22 protein-coding genes are annotated in these 20,037 nt (G+C 43.4%); 7 read left to right on the forward strand and 15 right to left on the reverse strand.

Annotated elements, in window-relative coordinates; genetic code table 11:
- Positions 1-38 precede the first annotated feature (38 nt).
- The 3 genes from IEW93_RS01005 to IEW93_RS01015 all read right to left on the reverse strand — a co-directional run bounded on the left by IEW93_RS01005 (position 39) and on the right by IEW93_RS01015 (position 2,040).
- Positions 39-512, reverse strand: coding sequence for a peroxiredoxin (locus IEW93_RS01005; protein WP_188735965.1), 474 nt, complete (start codon positions 510-512; stop codon positions 39-41).
- Positions 513-543: 31 nt separating this feature from the next.
- Positions 544-1,056, reverse strand: coding sequence for a DUF2937 family protein (locus IEW93_RS01010; protein WP_188735967.1), 513 nt, complete (start codon positions 1,054-1,056; stop codon positions 544-546).
- A gap of 102 nt (positions 1,057-1,158) precedes the next feature.
- Positions 1,159-2,040: a LysR family transcriptional regulator gene (locus IEW93_RS01015; protein ID WP_188735969.1), complete on the reverse strand. Its 882-nt coding sequence runs from the start codon at positions 2,038-2,040 to the stop codon at positions 1,159-1,161.
- Between the two features lie 149 nt (positions 2,041-2,189).
- Between IEW93_RS01015 and IEW93_RS01020 the strand changes: the two genes are divergently transcribed.
- Positions 2,190-3,380 carry an MFS transporter gene (locus IEW93_RS01020; RefSeq protein ID WP_188735971.1) on the forward strand — a complete coding sequence of 397 codons (1,191 nt, stop codon included), beginning with the start codon at positions 2,190-2,192 and terminating at the stop codon, positions 3,378-3,380.
- 58 nt (positions 3,381-3,438) lie between these two features.
- On the opposite strand, the gene IEW93_RS01025 is transcribed toward IEW93_RS01020, so the two are convergent.
- Positions 3,439-4,335, reverse strand: a complete 897-nt coding sequence (locus tag IEW93_RS01025) for a LysR family transcriptional regulator (RefSeq protein WP_188735973.1) — start codon at positions 4,333-4,335, stop codon at positions 3,439-3,441.
- Between the two features lie 148 nt (positions 4,336-4,483).
- Here IEW93_RS01025 and IEW93_RS01030 point away from each other — a divergent pair, with 148 nt between their 5' ends.
- Together IEW93_RS01030 and IEW93_RS01035 are read left to right on the forward strand one after the other, a co-directional pair.
- On the forward strand, positions 4,484-4,930 hold the full coding sequence (locus IEW93_RS01030; RefSeq protein ID WP_188735975.1) for a DoxX family protein: 447 nt from the start codon (positions 4,484-4,486) through the stop codon (positions 4,928-4,930).
- 99 nt (positions 4,931-5,029) lie between these two features.
- Positions 5,030-5,725, forward strand: coding sequence for a pirin family protein (locus tag IEW93_RS01035; RefSeq protein WP_188735977.1), 696 nt, complete (start codon positions 5,030-5,032; stop codon positions 5,723-5,725).
- Between the two features lie 50 nt (positions 5,726-5,775).
- Here IEW93_RS01035 and IEW93_RS01040 read toward each other — a convergent pair whose 3' ends face one another.
- From IEW93_RS01040 to IEW93_RS01050, 3 genes are read right to left on the reverse strand one after another with little or no spacing between them, the layout of a single operon-like run.
- Positions 5,776-7,362 carry a PepSY-associated TM helix domain-containing protein gene (locus IEW93_RS01040; protein ID WP_188735979.1) on the reverse strand — a complete coding sequence of 529 codons (1,587 nt, stop codon included), beginning with the start codon at positions 7,360-7,362 and terminating at the stop codon, positions 5,776-5,778.
- Positions 7,363-7,373: 11 nt separating this feature from the next.
- On the reverse strand, positions 7,374-7,634 hold the full coding sequence (locus IEW93_RS01045; protein ID WP_188735981.1) for a hypothetical protein: 261 nt from the start codon (positions 7,632-7,634) through the stop codon (positions 7,374-7,376).
- A 20-nt stretch (positions 7,635-7,654) separates the two neighbouring features.
- Positions 7,655-7,972: a hypothetical protein gene (locus tag IEW93_RS01050; RefSeq protein WP_188735983.1), complete on the reverse strand. Its 318-nt coding sequence runs from the start codon at positions 7,970-7,972 to the stop codon at positions 7,655-7,657.
- Positions 7,973-8,266: 294 nt separating this feature from the next.
- Between IEW93_RS01050 and IEW93_RS01055 the strand changes: the two genes are divergently transcribed.
- Positions 8,267-9,190 carry a GGDEF domain-containing protein gene (locus tag IEW93_RS01055; protein WP_188735985.1) on the forward strand — a complete coding sequence of 308 codons (924 nt, stop codon included), beginning with the start codon at positions 8,267-8,269 and terminating at the stop codon, positions 9,188-9,190.
- An 85-nt stretch (positions 9,191-9,275) separates the two neighbouring features.
- On the opposite strand, the gene IEW93_RS01060 is transcribed toward IEW93_RS01055, so the two are convergent.
- From IEW93_RS01060 to IEW93_RS22235, 3 genes are all read right to left on the reverse strand, one after another.
- Positions 9,276-10,328: a hypothetical protein gene (locus IEW93_RS01060; RefSeq protein ID WP_188735987.1), complete on the reverse strand. Its 1,053-nt coding sequence runs from the start codon at positions 10,326-10,328 to the stop codon at positions 9,276-9,278.
- A gap of 27 nt (positions 10,329-10,355) precedes the next feature.
- Entirely contained in the window at positions 10,356-11,405 is a 1,050-nt protein-coding gene (locus IEW93_RS01065) for a hypothetical protein (RefSeq protein WP_188735989.1), read from the reverse strand.
- 167 nt (positions 11,406-11,572) lie between these two features.
- Complete coding sequence (locus tag IEW93_RS22235) at positions 11,573-11,695, reverse strand: hypothetical protein (protein WP_263283567.1); 123 nt, start codon at positions 11,693-11,695, stop codon at positions 11,573-11,575.
- A gap of 181 nt (positions 11,696-11,876) precedes the next feature.
- Here IEW93_RS22235 and IEW93_RS01070 point away from each other — a divergent pair, with 181 nt between their 5' ends.
- The gene (locus IEW93_RS01070) at positions 11,877-12,614 is read left to right on the forward strand and encodes a substrate-binding periplasmic protein (protein WP_223418937.1); all 738 of its coding nucleotides are present in this window, start codon (positions 11,877-11,879) and stop codon (positions 12,612-12,614) included.
- 14 nt (positions 12,615-12,628) lie between these two features.
- Here the strand turns inward: IEW93_RS01070 and IEW93_RS01075 are convergent, their stop codons facing one another.
- Together IEW93_RS01075 and IEW93_RS01080 are read right to left on the reverse strand one after the other, a co-directional pair.
- Positions 12,629-12,949 (reverse strand): hypothetical protein, encoded by a 321-nt coding sequence (locus IEW93_RS01075; protein ID WP_188735992.1) that lies wholly within the window; start codon positions 12,947-12,949, stop codon positions 12,629-12,631.
- A gap of 68 nt (positions 12,950-13,017) precedes the next feature.
- Complete coding sequence (locus IEW93_RS01080; protein ID WP_188735994.1) at positions 13,018-13,425, reverse strand: SHOCT domain-containing protein; 408 nt, start codon at positions 13,423-13,425, stop codon at positions 13,018-13,020.
- A 612-nt stretch (positions 13,426-14,037) separates the two neighbouring features.
- Here IEW93_RS01080 and focA point away from each other — a divergent pair.
- The gene (gene focA, locus IEW93_RS01085; RefSeq protein ID WP_188735996.1) at positions 14,038-15,630 is read left to right on the forward strand and encodes a formate transporter FocA; all 1,593 of its coding nucleotides are present in this window, start codon (positions 14,038-14,040) and stop codon (positions 15,628-15,630) included.
- A 61-nt stretch (positions 15,631-15,691) separates the two neighbouring features.
- Here the strand turns inward: focA and IEW93_RS01090 are convergent, their stop codons facing one another.
- The gene (locus IEW93_RS01090; RefSeq protein WP_160052074.1) at positions 15,692-15,913 is read right to left on the reverse strand and encodes a penicillin-binding protein; all 222 of its coding nucleotides are present in this window, start codon (positions 15,911-15,913) and stop codon (positions 15,692-15,694) included.
- A gap of 989 nt (positions 15,914-16,902) precedes the next feature.
- Here IEW93_RS01090 and IEW93_RS01095 point away from each other — a divergent pair.
- Positions 16,903-18,273: a glutathione synthetase gene (locus IEW93_RS01095; protein WP_223418938.1), complete on the forward strand. Its 1,371-nt coding sequence runs from the start codon at positions 16,903-16,905 to the stop codon at positions 18,271-18,273.
- Positions 18,274-18,387: 114 nt separating this feature from the next.
- Here IEW93_RS01095 and sigZ read toward each other — a convergent pair whose 3' ends face one another.
- Together sigZ and IEW93_RS01105 are read right to left on the reverse strand one after the other, a co-directional pair.
- A complete protein-coding gene (gene sigZ, locus IEW93_RS01100; RefSeq protein WP_188736001.1) occupies positions 18,388-18,924 on the reverse strand; it encodes an RNA polymerase sigma factor SigZ in 537 nt (178 codons plus the stop codon).
- 154 nt (positions 18,925-19,078) lie between these two features.
- Positions 19,079-19,963, reverse strand: coding sequence for a LysR family transcriptional regulator (locus tag IEW93_RS01105; RefSeq protein ID WP_188736003.1), 885 nt, complete (start codon positions 19,961-19,963; stop codon positions 19,079-19,081).
- Between the last annotated feature and the right edge of the window lie 74 nt (positions 19,964-20,037).

Raw genomic sequence — 20,037 nt, forward strand, 5'->3', positions numbered from 1 at the left:
TGGGCGCCCATTTTGATTCAATCAAGTTAAAATCTGGCTTACAGTGCAGCCATTACCGCTTCTGCGGTGCTCACTTCAAATGATTTGGGTGCTTCAACATTCAATAATGTCACCACGCCGTTGTCGATAATCATCGCGTAACGTTGTGAACGCACGCCGCCAAAACCTGCGGTGTCCATTTCTAGACCAAGTGCTTTAGTAAAGCTTGCATCGCCGTCGGCTAGCATCATTAACTCAGAGGCATTTTGCGCTTCGCCCCATGCTTTCATTACAAATGCATCGTTTACTGACACGCAGGCAATCAGGTCAACACCTTTGGCTTTAAACTCGTCAGCTTGTACAACAAAGCCTGGTAAATGCGCTTCTGAACAGGTTGGCGTAAAGGCACCAGGTACGGCAAATAACACCACTTTTTTACCGGCAAATAATTCAGTTACATCGTGGTTCACCATACCGTCTTTTGTCAGTTGGCTTAATGTAGCTTTTGGTAGAGATTGTCCTTTAGCGATCATAATCATATTTCCTTAAGGGTGAATAAATGGGTTATTTGGGTGCCAATACTTTACGGCAACCCACGTAAAAAATTGATAATACTGACTCACATAAAATTGCGATCAACAGCCCAAGTAACATACCTATAGCAATGGCTTCGGGCTTTAATAAAATCACATGGGAATAATTTTTCCAAACCTCTAGTTGAATGTCTGTTTGCGGTGAAAAAATTAACTGCTGGTATGGGCTGTAACTGTGCTGACGAAAACGCGTTAGTGCATCGGTTAACGCCATGTAACGCTGGTAAATAGATTCAATGCTTTCACCGCCAGAGCTGAAAACCGGATCATTATTTTGGCGATAATGGTAGATGAGCTTGCTGATATCGCCACCGAAAAAACGGTCGGCGTCGTGTTGAAACTCGGCCAAATTTTGCTTAGCTTCTAGCTGATGTGCTTCAAGGCGCTGACCGTATTGGTCAACAAAACCAGGAACTTGAATACCAATCAATACGCCACAAACAAACAGCACTAAGCGCAGGTAGTCCATTAAATGTTTAATCATGATGTCATCGGCTGAGATAGAGAGAAATTCACAAACGCCACAATATCACCAATCAGTAAACTACGCATCTTGTATAAACTGATGTTAATTTATTGCCGCTGATTACAAGGTTAATCTGGGCTGAATAAACTCAATAAATGCCGAGATCCTGCGTGCCACAGTAGATGATTTGTAATACATCGCACTCACTTGCTCGCGTTCGGCAACATTAATTTTGTCGTGATTTAGCAAGGTGACTAATCGCCCAGCGGCTAAATCGTCATTAATCATAAAGCCCGACAAACACGCAATACCGTTGCCACTCAATGCCAATTGGCGCAGCGTTTCACCATTACTGCTACTGATCGTCGGCGTAATATCCTCACCGCCTTTTAGTGGCCATTGGTTAAGCACTTTGGGCTCGGTAAACCCTAACAACTCATGGCCGCTTAAGTCGGCCACCTTTTGCGGCGCGCCTCGTCGGGCAATGTAATCTGGTGAAGCAACGATGTGTAAAGCACTTTTACCTAATGGCCTGGCATATAAAGTAGAGTCGTTTAATTTACCAATACGGATCGCTACATCAGTGCGTTTCTCTAGTAAGTCGACATAACCCTCGTTAGAGGTGAGTTCTAGCATAATATCTGGATACGCTTGCCTAAAATCGTTCATGAGTGGCACTAACTGATGAAACACAAATGGGCTTGCGGCATCAACACGCAATCGCCCTTGCGGTAATTCACCTCGGCTCACTAGCTCATCTTCTGCCCGTTGTAATTGCAGTAAGCCCGTTCTCACTGACTCGACAAATTGCCGGCCTTCGTCGGTCAGCTCAATCCGCCGAGTGGTACGGTTTAATATGGTCACCCCAAGTTGCTGCTCAATTTTACTCACAGCCCGCGACACGCGCGCCACCTGAATATTTAACGTATCAGCCGCCGCAGAAAAGCCGCCACTGTCGACCACAGTTAATAAAATATCAAGATCATCTGAGCGAGTAAGCATACACACCTCGGGTTAACGCACTGCTTTATTACATTCATTTTACACAAATATCATTTGCTAAAGACACTGTTTTTTACAACTAAATTACCGTGAATAATAGCCAGCATTAAGCAACACCCATCCATATTATTGAAACCGAGGAACACATCATGCCGTTAGCCCTACTCGCATTGACGCTAAGCGCCTTTGCCATCGGAACCACAGAATTTGTCATTGTGGGATTACTGCCCACCATGGCACACGACCTTAATGTTTCATTACCCTCAGCAGGCTTACTGGTTAGCTTGTATGCTCTAGGTGTTGCCATTGGTGCACCGGTATTAACGGCATTAACAGGTAAATGGAATCGTAAACATGTGTTATTAACCGTTATGGCGCTGTTTGTGGCAGGTAATGTATTGGCCTGGCAAGCCCCCGGTTATGAAACCTTAATTGTCGCGCGCATTATTACCGGGTTGGCTCACGGGGTGTTTTTCTCTATTGGCTCAACGATTGCGACCGGATTAGTGCCCAAAGAAAAAGCCGCCAGCGCTATCGCCATTATGTTTACTGGTTTAACCGTGGCATTGGTGACAGGCGTGCCATTAGGTACCTATATTGGGCAAACATTTGGTTGGCAAGCCACCTTTTTAACGGTAGCGCTGTTAGGCCTTATTGCACTGATAGGCAGCAGTTTATTGGTGCCAAACAATTTACAGCAACCTGCGGCCACTAAAATATCAGCTCAACTTAACGTGTTAACTCAACCACGCTTATTATTAGTGTATGCCATTACCGCCTTAGGCTACGGTGGCACCTTTGTCGCGTTTACCTTTCTAGCGCCCATTTTAGAGCAAGTGTCTGGTTTTGAGTCTAACGCGATTGGTCTAATTATGTTGGTTTACGGCGTGTCGGTGGCTATCGGTAATATTTGGGGTGGCAAAATGGCCGACAAGTTAGGCCCAATCAAAGCGCTAAGTATTATCTTTATCGGTTTAGCCGCTATTTTACTGGTATTTAACTTTACTGCGGTTAACCCTATTGCAGCGGTTATCACCATTTTGGTGTGGGGCGCCTTTGCATTTGGTAATGTACCGGGTTTACAAGTTTATGTGGTTAAACTAGCACAAGAACATACACCTAATGCGGTGGATGTGGCATCTGGCCTTAACATTGCCGCGTTTAATGTGGGCATAGCATTAGGCGCATGGGGCGGCGGAATCATTGTTGAACAAGCTGGCTTAATGCATACACCATGGGTCGGCGCTGTGATTGTATTGTTGGCATTAGCATTAACCCGCTACAGTGGCTCACTAGACAATAAAACCAATAGCGCTGCGGTATCTCGGGCAGCAGCATAAGCTAGAAATCATTAAATCAAGGGTATAAGTCTATGCCCTTGAGTATTTTCAACACTGCCTAGCTCAAGCCCCAATCAATGTTAGGCAAGTGCTCAATAAACCACTCAAATCCGCGGCCTTGATGCTCTTTATGCCAGGCAAGATACAAGCTCTGGTTAGGTCGTGGAATTGAGCATTGTTTTTCAATCAACTCGCCGCTATCAAAGTAACCTTGCACCATGTGCCGAGGTAAAAAACCAATCCCCAAACCTTGGCGCTGGGCCGCTATTTTAGTTTCCATGGTGTTTACTTTAATCACTTGCTTGCTTTTAAACAGACCACTGCTGCGGGTGGGTAACACTTGCGCCGTATCGGCTACCACCACCGAGGCATATTCTGTCAGCTTGTCGGCTTCTAATACACCATCGACAAATGCCAATGGATGATGTGGTGCTACCGCAAACACAAACTCGATTTCACCTATTTTATGGGTTTTAAATACACCTCGAGGTAACTCGCCAGAAGCGCCAATGACAATGTCGGCACGGCGACTGTGCAACGCATCCCAGCCACCACCTACCGCTTCAACATCAATCGTAATGTCTACCGAGTGTTCGAGCTGATTAAATTGCTCGATTAACTGAAACAGCGGTGCTTGTGGGATCACCGTATCACGTGAAAGCCTGATTTCACGCTCCCAGCCAGACTCTAACTGCTGCACAGAGTCAATCAACCGATTTGTGGCCAATAAAATATCGCGGCCATGCTCTAACACCAACTTACCTGCAGGGGTAAGCTGCGCCCGTTGTTTGCTGCGGTCAAACAACGCGGTACCCATGTCGTCTTCAAGTTTTTTGATGGTATAGGTTAATGCTGATGGCACGCGGTACAGTGATGCCGCCGCGGCAGCAAAACTGCCCTTGCGCTCAATGGCGTCCAAGGCCCGTAGTGCATCGATGGTAATCGCATGGTGCATGAATTTTCCTTATTCAAATAATTTGAACTATTAACTCAGTTTATTCCGATTTTTTATTCAATCAAGTCTCAATATACTCATTATCAATCGGTGAGGCAGACTCACTAAACGATATTCACACTGTTTAAATTTATTGAGGTTAATTATCATGAAAGCACTAATCAACAACATCACTCGTTCTACCGCTGGTTTTAGTACATTGGCATTACGTGTACCTGTAGGGATTATTTTTATGGCTCACGGCGCCCAAAAATTATTTGGTTGGTTTGGCGGTTACGGTTTAGAAGGCACTGGGCAATGGATGGCATCAATGGGGATGGAACCTGGGGTGTTAATGGCCTTTATGGCTGGCAGTGCTGAGTTTTTTGGGGGCTTATTTATTCTACTGGGTTTACTGACTCGTCCAGCGGCTGTTGCACTGGCCTTTACTATGGTAGCTGCCATTGCCAGTGTTCACCTAAGTAACGGTTTATTTATGTCTAACAACGGTTATGAGTATGCTTTAGCATTATTAGCCGCTAGCGTGTCATTGGCTTTATCTGGCTCAGGGAAAGCGGCACTAGATAACGCGCTTACCCGTCGATTAGCTAAATAATTTCAGCTCAAATTAACAAACCTGCATTTCGATAATACCAATCAGATCCAAACACACATCTGATTGGTATCAAGCTACATTATGCGTTAGGAGAACACCATGATCACTTTACGTCCTGCAAACGAGCGTGGCACCGCCAATTTTGGCTGGTTAGACAGTAAGCACAGTTTCTCATTTGGCAGTTATTACGATCCGGAGAAAATGGGGTTTTCTGCCCTGCGAGTTATTAACGATGACACAGTAGCCCCCGGCGCAGGTTTTGCCACTCATGGTCATCGTGACATGGAAATTATTAGCTATGTGCTGCAAGGCTCAATTGCCCATAAAGACAGTGAAGGTAATGTTGAGATATTGCCCGCAGGAGAGTTCCAGCTGATGTCGGCGGGTAGCGGCATTAGCCACAGTGAATACAATGCATCTAAAACCGACCCATTGACCTTTTTACAGATTTGGATCCAGCCTAACACCTTAGGGAATCCACCTGGCTATCAGCAAAAAAACTTTGGCCAGGCTATAGGATTAACCACTATTGCCACGCCAACGGGTGCAAATGGTACCTTGCACATAAAGCAAAATGCGACCTTATCGCAATTGATTTTAGCACCGCATTCAGAGTTAACGTACACCATTGCACCAGGGCGAAAAGTGTATGTACATCAAGTTGCTGGTAAGCTAATGGTCGAGTCTCAAATACTCAGTGGCGGTGATGGTGCTAAAATTACTGACCTACAAACTATTACGTTAAAAAACACGCTAGACGACCAGTCTACTGCACTAATATTCGATTTACCTTAACACCAACACTCGTGATGCCTGCAATAATGACATTGCAGGCACTTAAGCTGTTAATTCACAAGCGGATTGCTCAGGTTATCAAAAGTAGCCATCGGCTTTGGATCTTTTAGCTTTAACGCACTAAACACGCCAATTGCAGCCATAAAACCCATTGACACTTGCACCCCAATCACCGCAGTAAAGCCGTCTTGCCACAGGGTAATAATCTGCTCGGCAAACATCAGCCAATCGGCCACTATGGTGATGATAAGCAGCAAACTGGTGAGCAGTAATAAGCGGCTAATATGACGTTTAATATTGCTAATGTTAATACTCACTAACATGGTCGCTAACAACGCCAGCACAAAACTGGCAATAAGCCAGTCACCGCGAGCAGCTAAGGTTGCAGGCAGCAGTCGCTCGCATAAAAACCCCACAGCAGTAGCCACAATAATGCCGCCACATCCTCCAATGGTAATGGCGCCTGCAATGGCAATGCTGCGCGGTGATGACTGACGCTGCGCACGACGCTTATTTATCCACAACATGTTACCGGCAACAATCATCGCACTAATGGCAATGGCTAAAATAAAATATAAAATCCTTACATCCATGCCGGCAAAGTTACCAAAATGCAGGGTTACTAGCACATCACGCCCCTGACGAAATACATTGTACTGCTCAGCATTAACCTTATCGACTACATCACCATTGGCCACCCGATAAGTCACTTCGTCACGCTGGGCAAAACTGGCAGTATCAGTACCGCGCACTTGCACTAATGCATTTTCAGCGCCGAAATGATGAAAAATCACATTACGTAACTCAAAATTGGCTTGTTGTTTGGTTTGCTCAATCAAGGTAAACGCATTGTCCATTGCCATCGGTGTTTTACTGCGCGGCTCAACCACCCGCTTAAAGCCTGCATCATTAAACAAAGCCTGTTGATCGCCCTGATAAATAAACGTCGCAAATGCCAATTGAAACACAATGGCTAAATTGAGCACTAATCCACTTAAGGCATACATTAAGGTAAACGGCAGCGACATGACGCCCACCACAGTATGTAAATCCAATAGATGATCGCGCCGCTGCTTATCGACCCGATACTGAAAAAAGTGTTTAAACAGTTTACGTGCATGAATAAATACCCCTGAGACAAGGGCAAACAAAAACACTAATGTGACCATCCCGATGAGGTAACTTCCACCGGGTAAATGCAAGTTGTAATGTAATCGGTAGATAAATTGCGATAGTAAGAAGTCATCTTTACCGGCAACTGTTTCTCCGGTTTTAGGGTCAACCAAGATTGGAAAAGACAGACGACCGCTTTCAGCCGTTTGGTCTACAACCTCTAGATAAAAAATATAGTAAGGCACTAATGCTGTGGGCATGTTTATCCTAAAGCGACCATCTTCAGCGACAGGATATTCAGCCATTTTTTGTTCAACTAAGTTGCCAAGTGGCAAATCTTGCTGGCTGCTTTGCACCGGATGATGTGGGGTAATGGCCCACTGCGCTATCTCATCATGGAACAGCGTGATCGCACCCGCCCAAAATACGATAAACAGTAATGGCGAAATGATCAGCCCAAGCCAGCTGTGGGCTTCGACGAGGTTTTTAATCACTTTATGGGGAGCGTTAGTGCGAGGATTCATTGAAAACTTCATTAATAGACAGGAATATAAAACAACAACACATTGGCTGCGGCTGTGACGGCAAACCATCTACCACAGACTACACTGGCCGCTTTGGCATTATTGCGGCTGTAGCAATAAATCATCACCGCAACCCATAAGCAAAAACCCAGCATCATTCCGACAAATAGTTTGATATCAGCTGCAACAGGCAATAAACGAAAAAGCAACAACGCTAAGCAGACGGCCAGCAATAAGCCCCAAATAAAGGCTGCAAAAGACTTTAACCACATTTGATTAACCTTACCGAGCCTTACTTAACACCAACCAGCATAATGCTGACAAATAAGACAAAACCGAATGAGCTCACCCACATACTCCGGCCTTTAAAATGTGCGGCGAGTAATACCATCATTATCCACATGGTCATCACACAAATAATCACCAACAAACAAGACACCAGTACACTGTATGTATGGCTAAAACCCCACACAGAAAATGACATGGCAACACAGCCTAAGCTCCAGGCAAGTAATTTAGGAAACGGTAGGCTGATAAGTTGTTGTTTGTCTGAGGCTAAATAAGCAAACAAACACCCTAGCCACAAAGAAGACACGCTAATAAGTTCCATTTTACCGACCAGCAAATACAAATGATAATGATTACCATTAATTATCGTGGATCGTGACAATAAATACAAGCCTGCAGACTGTAATATCATCGGGCTTTTTATTAAAAATAAAGCACCATAGTTAAAGTTGGCTTGTCATTGGCTATAAAAAAGCAAGATAAAACCACAGAATAAAAACAAAACAAATCAGAACATTATGATCAACAGCAAGGTGTAAAAAACCGCGAGTTAACAAAAAGTAAACATTTTGACTTATAATACCCCTCAACCATCGCAGTATTTATGGGTGTATTCATGTCAAAAAGCACAAACGTTTGTTTAGAGTCTATTTTCCTCGAAGGGTTAGAAATCACCCCTAACTGCTTTGGTGTGCTCGATGATAATCGAACCGTCATTTATTGTAATAACCACTTTGCCAGCATATTTGGCGTCACAAAAGAACAAGCAATTGGACAAGATACAGGCACGCTATTACGCCATGCGTGGGAAAGTAAACAAGGTGTAATTATTAATACCGATGACTTTGAGCAATGGCTAGCCAACCTCAATAAGCTCCATGATGAAGTGGCTTTAAATGAGTTTGAAACCGATTTGATCGATGGTCGCTGGTTTAAAATGACCCGAGTAAACCTCGACAGTGGCCATGTTATGCTGTTGGGAGTTGATATTACCCAGCTTAAAAATGCGCAAAAGTCGTTAGAAGAAGCCCACCAACATATTGAAAATCTTGTTAATACCGATCAGCTAACTGGCGTACACAACCGCCGGGCCTATCATCAAATCGCTAAACAAGAATGCGCACGCGCCATTCGGTTTAATCAGCCACTGTCTCTGCTGGTGATCGACATCGATTATTTTAAAGCAATTAATGACAATTATGGGCATATCGGCGGCGACGAAATACTCAAAGAATTTGCCCAAAATTGCGATAAATTATTGCGCCAATCTGACTCGTTATCGCGCATCGGAGGAGAAGAGTTTACCGCGATTTTACCCATGACCGACAACAATGACGCCAGGTTAATTGCCGAACGAATTCGAGCCCAAATAGCCCAACATCCTTTTTATATATCAAAAACCTGTACTGGGGTGAATATTACAGTGTCGATTGGGTGCAGCTCGCTCACAAAGGAAGATAACTCAATGCATGATCTCTTTTGCCGTGCAGACAAAGCCTTATATCTCGCCAAACATAGCGGCCGCAACCAAGTGCTTTAAAAGCACAGAAACAGTTAAGCAGCCGTTTAATAAAAGCAAAACGTATTTTTAGCAAAGTAAGCTGATAATAATCCGATCATAACGCTTATTCGTTGGCCATTTTTTGCAAAAACTCCAAACGCTGCATTTCTTGCTCCTCAGGCTGCCATGGCTCATCGGACAGTTGATCAATAGCGAAGACACCTAACTCATAACTAGCCTCATTACTGCGACCATAACGCGTTAACTCACCTGGCACAGCTGGGCGACGCTCTAGCACAAAGCTACCCAAAGTAAACTCTCCATCTTGCTTAGGCAGTACACCTTTATAAGCTTTAAGCTCCATTTGGACAGCCCCTTCAGATAATTTTTCAGACTGCGTTAACAAGGCAACTGGCTGTTGATTAGCGTCATACAAGTTAGCTCGTAAGCGATAGTATCCTGCTTTTTCAACATCAAGCTTTAGCGGAATTATCATATCATGCCCTTCAGCTCGCACCTCACCGACTCCGGTGATCGTCGCTGTTGGGTAGCTATATTCAATGCCCGTCGTTAAAGTCTGCTTTTTACCTTTAGCACTAAAGGTAACATTGACCGACATAGGGCCATCCCACTCTTCTGTGGCATCGAGTTGCACCGTCCAGCGCCCGTTTTGCCCTAACATCTCACCTTCAACCAACACCTGACTTGCATCGGTTTCACTGATGATCGCGGTGCTAACCTCACTAACCGATAGTCCATTAACCTCTAACGTCACCGTGACAGGCTCAGGAAAGCTAAAGCGATATTTAGGCATAACAATACTCGCACTTGCGCCGCCCTCTAGCATCACTGGCTGTGGTACATAACGATTAGGGTTTAGCAAATGAACATCCTCTACCCCAAGCGGCACCGAATATGCGGGCAAAGATAGTTCTTGTGCATAAGCTTTAGCAAGCATTGAAAAACGCTCGTTCACCGTCTCAGGTACGGTTTCTTTGACAGTAGCTTGCTTAGACTGCATCGGCTTTACCGCGCTGGATTGATGATTCACGATTGGAGTTTGTTGTTTTGGAACAACCACCTTAGCCAGCGAGGGAGATGGCTCAGGTAATAAATACCAATATCCTGCACATCCACCAAGCAGGGCAACAATACTGATAATTTTTTTATGCTTCATAATAGCTAAACCCGCATTGAGTTGGGACTAATTTGCAGCCTGGTAAACCAATGACGACATGCTGGTTCGACTAGAGTTACTCACCACTCTATAACGCGAACTAAAAATCCACCAGCCACGTTTTTCGTCATAGGTCGTAAACTTGATGTTGTCACCATTTAAGAAAACTGAGCTATTATTAGCGGTAGTCACTTCATCTTTAGCACTACTGCCAATGGTGTCATTGTGGCTGTAGCCTTCACTCATCAACATCGGATAATGGTAAGGCATAAATGCAGTTGGCCCACTAACCGTGGTTAACTTGCCGTCAAATGCCACACTGCGTGAGCAACTGTCATAACTGGTTGCTGAGGCTGCCCCACAACTTGAATGGCTCGCCACCACGCCGTCATCTTCGCCCGGTAAAAAAGCCCCAGTCGAGCCTAAAAAGTCAGAACCTGCACCAGCAAAACGTAAACGCGGCACTCGACTGTCTGGAAAAGAAGCTAATTGACGTGCCGTATTCACCCGTAAATCATTTAACACCCCAATGTTAGATGATGTTGGCGTAGCACCAAGCCATAACGACACAGCAAGCTTAACCGCTGAATTAATTAAACCTGAACCATTAGCCACATTGACCGCTAAGTCAGCAAGCTCAACACCGCCGCCCGCCCCCGCGAAGTCGAACGTTGCCACAATATTAAGCGGCTGTAGACCAGCATTTTGTAACCACAATGCCTGGTTATCGATAATATATCGTGTTACTAAGTCGCCTGTTGAATGGCTCACAAACACACAGCCATTAACACAGGTGCCGTCGCGCGACATTTGCTGTAGTTTTGGCCATACATACTGGCTGGTGATCTTATTGGCTATACGCTCTTGCGACGGCCAATCAATCCGCTCGTCAGCTCTATCGCGCCAGTATTGCGCCCAATAATCAGCACCATTATTGCTCACCTGTGCCCCAACAGGTTTGCTTTGTAAGTTATCCGGCTGAAAGCCATGTACTAATACAACTGGGTAACCGCCGACAGCGGCCTGTGCTGCACAACTGAATAAACCAGCTAACAGCAAAAAAATCGACTTTTTCATGAGTTGTCCTCTTTTTTATCTGCCACAGTATCAAGTTTACTGTTAGCAATTATTTATATTTTTGTTAATGCATCCATGCATTTTTTTACAACTGAGCACTCAACATAGAGCAGATAAAAAACAATGCAAGTCTAAAAAAAGGCCTGTTTACCTGCTTAACAGACTCATTATTTAACGGTTTGTTTAAATAACTCATAAACAAGAATGTCGATATCCACAATAGGATAGATGGCAGAAGAATCGATAAGCTGGACAACAAACGGTTTACTGTACACAAACGTTTTAAGCATTTACTCCAACTTTTTTATCTTTAGTGATTTTTATTTACGATAACCCGAAAGCTTAGCAACTGATTTATATAGTAATCTGTTCCGTATAAAAGTCTTATTACAGCAATACATTTATGCCTATACTGAATTGTGTTAATGCTTACTCATTAGGGTCTGTTGAAAGATGATGATTACGGTATCGATGAAACTGAAAAATTTATGTCTATGTACCTTGATTGCATTGTGCTTACCAGGTGAGCTTGTCGCCGACACATTAGAGCTGTCAACGCTCGAGTGGCCGCCATTTTCAGGCAGTAACCTACCCGAACAAGGCATCAACAGTAAAATCATTAGCCAAGCATTAAGCTTTGAAAACCACACACTTGCCATCTCCGTGTTACCCTGGAACCGTGCTGCTCGAACAGTCACCACCGGCCAAACTGTGGGGTATTACCCTACTTATTTTAATCCCGCCAATGGATTGCTGTTTTCAAACCCAATAGGTGCAAGCCCAATAGTATTAATTGAGCGTAAAAATAATCCGATAATCTGGGACCAGGTGAGTGATTTAAATCAGTATGAATTAGGCGTACTAAAAGGCTATATCAATACGGTAGAAATAGATGAAATGATTGCCAATGGCAGCCAAAAATTTGAAACGGGCATCGATGAAAAACAAAATATCCTAAAACTTGCAAAAGGCCGAATTGACGCCATCATCATGGATATAAACGTATTTGAATACCTAAAGTCTGATCCGCAAGTCGCCAAAATAGCTCACCAGCTACAAGTAAACCCCAAAACATTGCAAAACAAAACCTTGCATATCACGTTTAATAATACTCCCGAAGGTAAAAAGTGGTGCGACATTATCAATAATGGTTTAGCTCAATTTGATGCTATGGCCATCCAAGATGCTTTATTACCCGCTGTGGAATAGCAATGTAACAAACACTATCGTTGATATTTCATCCACAGTTTATAAAACACCGCATTGCACTCTGGGTTGCTGTCCATTTTACCGTCTCTGTCACAGTCAGAGCCGGTTAGGGTTTTCATCACATCGCTGCCGTATTGTTCTATATCATCAGCTTCAGGCGCCACAAACACAGTGACTTTAGGCGAGTGCTCAATAAAGTCTGCAACATTGTCATAAGACAAAAACTCCGCTTTAGAGATAATCTCACTGATATCGCGCTTGAGTAATTCAGACGCTGCGACAGAAACAGACATCAGCAATAACACACCACTTAAACACACAGTTAACACTTGCACTTGTTTCTCCATCACCTTGCCAGGCAAAACCTGAGACCAACACTAAACCGCCGATAAGTGAGTATAAATTAACGGCCCCAATCTTCATCCAATATATCTTTTCTTTTAGCTTCATACTCTGCGGTGGTGAGTAAACCATCAAGATATAGTTGCTCCAAATCTCGTAACTTTACAGCGAAATCGTTACCTTTTTTAACGTTTACAGGTGAACGATGGTGAACATCTTCTAGCTGTAAATCGTGATCAGTCTCTTCATGATGCAGACTTTTATTTGAAAATATGGAGTTCCGGTAAGATTGATATACTTGAGCACAAACACCACCTACCCAAAAAATCATAAACACTTTACCCGCACCATGCATTTCAGAAAAATCAAATGCCATGAACACAACAAGCAACATACCGAGACTAATAAATAGCCCCACAGTCGAATTATACTTAGACTCTTTAGTTTTTGACGTTCCGCTCAATCTCATTTAACACTCCAATTAAATGGTCTATCGATATTATTGGTGTTCAGCTGGGACCTATAAATTAGGCAAAGTTAAGGTTTAGAGTATTGTTTGGTCAAGCTAGAGGCTCTAGAGGTGATTTAATCACACTAATGAGGATGAGCAACAAGCGATACATGTTATTCCTTTAACCATGATTTAACCTTTATGTATCATAACCTTTCGGGCATAAAAATAAAGTAGGGCAAAATACCATTTAAAAGAAGCCCCCTCTGGAGCGTCACTTTAATAAAACCATTCACGCGTACATATCGACAAAATTGATACTGCTTATCACGCTATGCATTCACGACATCAAATATGGCTTTAAAAGCCAATAGTTAATCAAAAAAACTGTCGGTTCTCTTTTGGTAAAGCAAGTACTCATTAAACAACAGCAAAAGAAAGCCCTTTAGTCTTAACACCCATCAGTTTTATTGATACTGAGCTTCATAAACACTCAATATTATTTAACTTTTAAATGTGTAATCTGAAGATAACTCGACAATTCAGAAACCACATTAAGGAGTTATCAATGCATGTAAGTCATAGCCTATCGCCACAACTAAGTGCCTGTAATATTTTACAGGGGGCGTCATGAAATCGTTTAACGCCCATGAGGCGACTCGAACTGTTAGCCATCTTGCCGTTGTTAATAACACTGCCGAGATGAGCCCATTTGAAAAAGCCGCCGAATATGGCCACGCCAAAGTGACAAAGCATATTGCCCAATCATTTGGCTTATCTGTATTTGCTGGCGCCTTCATAGCACTGGCCTTTGTGTTTTATCTCACCGTGACCACAGGAGCGGCACCTGGCTCGTGGGGGCTGGTGCGGTTTAGCGGTGGTATCGCGTTTAGCTTAGGCTTAATTCTGGTTGTGGTGCTCGGAGGAGAATTGTTTACCAGCACCGTATTAAGCGCAATTGCCTGGGCGCAAAAACGCGTCACCACCAAACAATTATTAGCTTGTTGGACAAGGGTTTATTTAGGCAACCTTTGTGGCGCAATGTTGATATTGCTATTAGTGATGATGTCTAAGATGTATGACCTAAACGGCAGCGCTTGGGGTCTCAACGCATTGCATGTCGCACAACATAAAATTCACCATGATTGGAGCCAAGCCTTCGCACTAGGCACCTTATGTAATTTATTGGTGTGCCTAGGGGTGTGGATGACCTTTAGCTGCAAAGACGCCTTAGCCAAATCAATATTATTGATATTGCCAGTGGCGATGTTTGTATCAAGCGGCTTTGAACATAGCATTGCTAACCTATTTATGGTGCCGCTGGGGATTGCTATTGAGCACTTTATTGGCAGCGAATACTTCATGGCATTAGGCGTGGTTCCCCAAGCCTTTTCCGACCTCACCATCAGCAATTTTATAGCGCACAACTTAATTCCGGTCACCCTTGGCAACATTGTTGGCGGCGCGGTGTTTGTTGGCCTTGGGTATTTTTGGATTAACGATCGCAATCCAGGCAGCGATCACATAACACAACTACACATTAGCCCTATTAGGCAAGACAGTACCCGCCAACAAGACTGGACTCAAGCGCAGCAACAGCTTTTATCGGCATCTTCGCAGTTTCAGTCAGCAACCATTACATCAACTCACTCTTATACCAGTCATAAGGACTTAACCATGGAAACCAAAATTGACAAACTTATCGTTAGCGAATTAATGGACACTAACCCTGACACACTTAACCTTGATAACACGATTTACCAAGCACTTGATTTACTCGCAGCCAAAAGTATTCGCAGTGCGCCGGTTGTTGACCAAAATAATCAGTTATTGGGCTTTGTTTCAGAGCAAGATTTACTGCGTTCACTGTGGTCAGAAGAGTTTTCTGCCACCTTACCCACTACAATCAAAGAGGTGATGCAAACTAAAATGCTCACCGTAGCGCCAACTGAAAACGTCGCCCAATTGCTTGAGTTTATGGTGGTCGATAAGAAAAAGCTTTTCCCTGTAACCGACTCAGGCATGTATATCAGTGGTGGTTATCAGAGTTATGAAGAGCGCCTACGTGAAGCTTCTGCTGCGGTTCCGAGTGTTTACCCTGTAGTTGAAAACGGCCGTTTATGTGGTGTTATCCGCCGCGAATCACTCATGAAGATGTTTGCTAAGCTTTATCATCCAAAACATGATGGTAACGCCCATCCAGTAGAGCAGTCTGTCGCGTAACAGTGGTGACTTGAGAGTTTGCTAACAAGCTATGATTAAATCCATAGCTTGTTACATTTTATCAATACGTTGAATTAGGCGTACTTTCAGGATTAATGTCGCCGTACACCTCTTCTGGGTCGACATCATTGATCAATAACATCTCCCTGACGGTTTCAATATGATCTAATGTTTTTTGGTAATTATCGCCATACTCATACTTAGTGACTTCAATTGCTTTAGGCATATAAGTAAACGCAATTTTTAATGCCTGCAATGCAGACTCACTCATTTTGTCACTCATGTTGCACTCCTTAATATCGACACATCACCATACTGCAAAACTTAGACTTAAACCATGTCTTACAAAGACTCAACCTAACAAAATCTTTCCATCTTTTTGCGTCTTTAAGCATGCTCTCTCGTCATAATGCTATTGGACAACGTACAACCGAGTAAAACGATTTCTACCACGTTATATATGAAAGTGATTCTGTTATCGATTGATAAGTGGATCTCTGTATAGGTTAACCATTTAAAATAGTGAGAATACTGTGATAGCACAACAAGTCATTGAAGATACCTGCGAGTAGCCAAAAGCGAGCCACCCATTTTTAACATCAAGATATACCAATCTTAAACTCGTTTTGGGGCAGAAATGTGCTGGCCATACTAACTTGAAAATGGATAAAGGCATGTTAGCTACTGTCTCATGGTCCTAACTTTAATATCGTCCTAACTCTAACGTCGTCCCGGCAATGCTTTTGAGCCGGGATCCAGGTGTTTGTTTTACCACTAGGTATCAATACTCAATGAAATCACTTCTATGACACGCGGTAAACCCATCCATGGGCGCTCTGCGAAAACATCCATGTTTTCGAAGGTCATAGCCGCGATTACATCCGCCGTATAGTTATCTTCGATTTAACCTTGTTTGTTATTTAAAGATTTGACGCATTTATGGGCAAAAGCTTGAAAACTAACTTCTTGTCGTCTCAACTCTAACGTCGTCCCGGCAATGCTCTTGAGCCGGGATCCAGGTGTTTGTTTTACCACTAGGTATCAATACTCAATGCAATCACTTCTATGACACGCGGTAACCCCATCCCTGGGCGCTCTACGAAAACATCCATGTTTTCGAAGGTCATAGCCGCGATTGCATCCGCCGTATGGGTATCTTCGATTCAACCTTGTTTGTTACTGAAAAATCTAACGCATTTATGGACATAAACGTTTTAAAAAATCAGGGTTTCAATTTACTTTTTATAAAAGTTTACCCTGACCCCACTAAATTTGGATAACAGCGCACGACATTGCCCATTTAGCATTGCGCCTATGACAATGAAGCGCAATGTATATCAGCATTTGCGCAACGTGACCCCGTTGGTGGCAAAACTCATTAATCGTGTGTCTGGAGACCATGATTTTTTGCAAGCCTCACTCAGTGATGTAGCTAAAGCTGATCCTTTTATTGGCCATTTAATCCAACTACATCATCAAGCACATGGTGATATTAATAACCAAAAGAGCGTTGTGCGTCAGCCACTACTGTTAATGCGTACCGACTATATGGATGATGAGCAACACGGCGCTAAAGTCGTTGAGTTCAATGGTATTGCCGCTGGCATGGCACCATTTGGCCAAAAAGCGGCAGAATTACACCTGTATATTCAACAGCAGTGGCCACACACTTATCAAGATTGGGCCGAAAACCCCTCGGCAATACCTGAAAAAAATACCGCGCTCACCCAATTGGCCTCTGGCATCACAGTTGCCGCATTCAAGGTAAAAAATGAGGCTGGCGACGCAGGTAAACCGACATTTATGATGGTGATACAAAAAAATGAAGATAATGTGTATGACCAGCATTTACTCGAAATTGAGCTTCAACGACTCGGCATACGTACCGTTAGACGCACTTTTGAACAGCTTAGCACTGAGCTTTCTAGCGGCGAAAACCAACGGCTAATATTACAAGGTGTTGGTGGCATTGATGTGGTCTATTTACGGGCGGGATATCAGTACGCTGACTATTATGCTCCCGACATGGACCAACACGAGTGCTGCCACACATTAAGTCAAACACGCCTATTTATAGAGCAACATAATGTGGCCATGAACGCCACCATAAGCCAGCAATTAGCCACCAGTAAAACAATCCAGATGCGACTGACAATGATGCCTGCAACTAACTATGGGCGTTGGGGGCTCAGTATTGAAGAAGCCATGCTGATAAAAAGTGTATTGGCAGAAATGAAACCCGTGAATACCGACACCATTACGTGGTTCAACACCACAGCCAATAAACAACAATGGGTATTGAAAAATCAAGGCGAAGGCGGCGGACATTGTATTTTTGGAGAAGACATCAGTCATAAGCTCAAGCAACTTCCGCCTAAAGAATACGATGCCTGGGCATTAATGCAACGCTTATACCCGCGTGAGCGCGAAGTGCCGACCATGGCAATAAGAAATAGTAAACAAACCTATATTGATAATCTTGTAAGCGAAATAGGGCTGTTTACGGTCACCTTTAATGATGTTCCGGCTACAACGTTAGATGGATATGCAGGCTATTTAGTTCGCAGCAAACCCGCGAATGAAGGCGAAGGAGGCATCCACAGCGGCCAGGGTATTTTAGACTCGTTAGCATTGGTTGATTAAGCGACCCATTGTACGCACATGCGCTATCGTTTATTGATGATACCCAAGCGCACATCAATAAACGATAAACATCGACAACATACAAGCATATTTATTGCGATATTAAAGGGAGTGTTAGCGGCAAGAACGTTTAGGATCTTTGACTGAATAGCCTGAAATGCCGTGCTCATTAATTTCAAAATCACAACAGGCCATTAGCTGTTCGCGAAATTTAACTCGGCTTCGTTGTACACGACTTTTAGCGCCAGAAAGAGACAAGCCAAGTTGATCGGCGATCTGCTGTTGTGGCATGCCCTCTAACTCGGCTAAACGTAAAGGAATACTGTACTTTTCAGGCAGTTCATCAATCAGTGGACGTAAGCATTCGGCTAACTCTGCACGCGCCTCTGCACCGCTATCTTGCTCTTGTGCGACTAAATTGTCAGGCAATTCATCAAAATGCTGCCGGGTCCGATAAAAGTCCATCAAGGTGTTATGTGCAATACGGTATAGCCACCCTTTTAAACTGCCTGCAGACTTCAATTGGTGTAAATTAATGCTGGCTTTGATGTACACATCTTGCAAAATATCATCGACAGCATCAACGTCATCGATACGCTTTGCCACATAGGATCGAAGCTGCGTTTTATGTTTTTGCCATTCTGCCAACATAAGAATATCGCCCTAATCTAGAATTAATCGAAATTTAACAGGTTAATTAAGACGTATTAATTTGCAAAAGACGCATAATATTTTATGTTTATGCGCACATTGTATGCCTTTTAGTTGTAACCACATACTATTGATACTCTGCTAACTCAGCTCATTATTCAACATCAAGTAACGATATCACCCACTTTTGCAAAGGGTCGTCGTGGTAGCGCGGATGCCAAGCGGCAATCACATCAAAACAGTCCGGCGATTGCTCAAGTTCAAGGGTGACTACATCTAACCCTTTAATCGCTCGTAAGGGTAAAAAAGCAATTGAGTCGGTTGTTTCAAGATACATAGGCACCACCGAAAAACAGGGCGCAGATACAACTATGTTTCGTTGTAAACCAAATTGCGCAAACCAATCATCAATAGAACCTTTAAAGTTGGGCCGAGACGGTGACGCAATAATGGTAGGATATTGGGCTATCTCAGCTAACGAAGGTATTGTTTTTGATATTGTTGAATGGGTTGAAGTCACACAAACATGGCGTTCTTCAAACAGCTTAATAACGCGATAACTATCAGGAATATAATCAGGAAACGCGATAGCCAAATTCACCTTTCCGCTTTCCATTTGTTCATGCAATTTATCTATCTCAAAATCTTGCACAATCAGCTTTAAGTTGGGCGCTTGAACCCTGAGTTTGGCAATCAACATAGGCAGAACAATTTGCTGCGCATAATCTGTCGCAGAAATAGTAAAAGTGCCTTTGGCCTTATGTGGAATAAAGGTTTTGGTTGATATTAATGAGTTGAAATCAATCAGCAGCTTATCAACCCCAACCGATAATTCCTCAGCAAAAGGCGTTGGCACAAAGCCATTTGTTTTCCTAACAAACAACCTGTCATCAAAGACGTCTCTGAGTTTTTTCAAATGCTCACTAACAGCTTGTTGAGTCAAACCGAGCTGACTTGCAGCTTTAGACGCATTCTCCTCACGCATAAGCGCCTGAAAAACCTTCAATTGTTTTAAGTCTAATCGGTCTAATTTACTCATAATTTATCCTTCATACATCATCGCTGGCCCACTCCGCTAACCATTAACAAGTATAACTTGTATCACTTACAATT

Source organism: Shewanella inventionis (assembly GCF_014641855.1).
GTDB lineage: Bacteria > Pseudomonadota > Gammaproteobacteria > Enterobacterales > Shewanellaceae > Shewanella > Shewanella inventionis.